General features: G+C 48.4%; 1 protein-coding gene. It reads left to right on the forward strand.

All coding sequences use genetic code 11. From position 1 onward, the window contains the following. Window positions 1-1,078 (forward strand): DNA gyrase subunit A (locus R7P67_RS26160; RefSeq protein ID WP_318086498.1); only part of this gene is annotated, 1,078 nt, incomplete at both ends.

Genomic DNA, 1,078 nt, shown 5'->3' on the forward strand with positions numbered 1-1,078 from the left:
TTGGATAACCGTCCTCAAGTGAAAGGTCTCGTACAGATCCTATCTGAGTGGATTGAGTTCCGCCGCAGTACCGTGCGTCGTCGTTTACAATACCGTTTAGACAAGGTGATGGCTCGTCTACACATCTTGGAAGGTTTGTTAGTTGCTTACCTCAACCTAGATGAAGTGATTGAGATCATTCGTACCGAAGACGATCCAAAAGCGGTGCTGATGGAACGCTTTGGTATTACCGATATTCAAGCCGATGCGATTCTGGATACCAAACTTCGTCACCTAGCGAAGCTAGAAGAGATGAAGATCCGTGGTGAACAAGACGAACCCGAGAAAGAGCGTGAGAAGCTAGAGCAGCTGCTCGGTTCTGAGCGTCGTCTGAACACACTACTTAAGAAAGAAATTAAAGCCGACGCAGAGAAATACGGCGATGACCGTCGTTCTCCTTTAGTTGAACGTGCTGAAGCAAAAGCACTGACTGAGCGTGACCTAGTTCCAAGTGAACCAATTACCGTTGTTCTGTCTGAAAAAGGTTGGGTTCGTCATGCGAAAGGACACGATGTTGATGCGGAAAGTTTGAACTACAAGTCTGGCGATAAATACTTGGCGCATGCGCGCGGTAAGAGCAGTCAGCCGGCGGTCTTCCTTGGCAGTGATGGTCGAAGTTACTCGCTTGAGTCGCACTCGTTGCCATCAGCACGTAGTCAAGGTGAGCCGATTACTGGTCGCTTGAACATCACGGCGGGTAGCAGTATTCGTCAGGTGATCATGAGCGAAGAAGATCAGCTATGGCTGGTGGGCTCCGATGCTGGTTACGGCTTTGTGTGTAAAGGCGCTGATTTGCTATCGAAGAACCGTAGCGGTAAAGCGTTGGTTACGTTGCCTGCAAATTCTGAAGTGATGACGCCAAAAGAAGTCGGCGATCTGGATTCGGATGAGATTCTCGCGATTACCAACCAAGGGCGTATGTTGTTGTTCCCAATTAAAGACTTGCCGCAATTAGCGAAAGGTAAAGGTAACAAAATCATCAATATCCCAGCAGCTAAAGCGAAAGAGCGTGAAGAAGTGTTGTCCCACTTAATCGCGT

This window comes from Vibrio sp. Vb0937 (assembly GCF_033338855.1).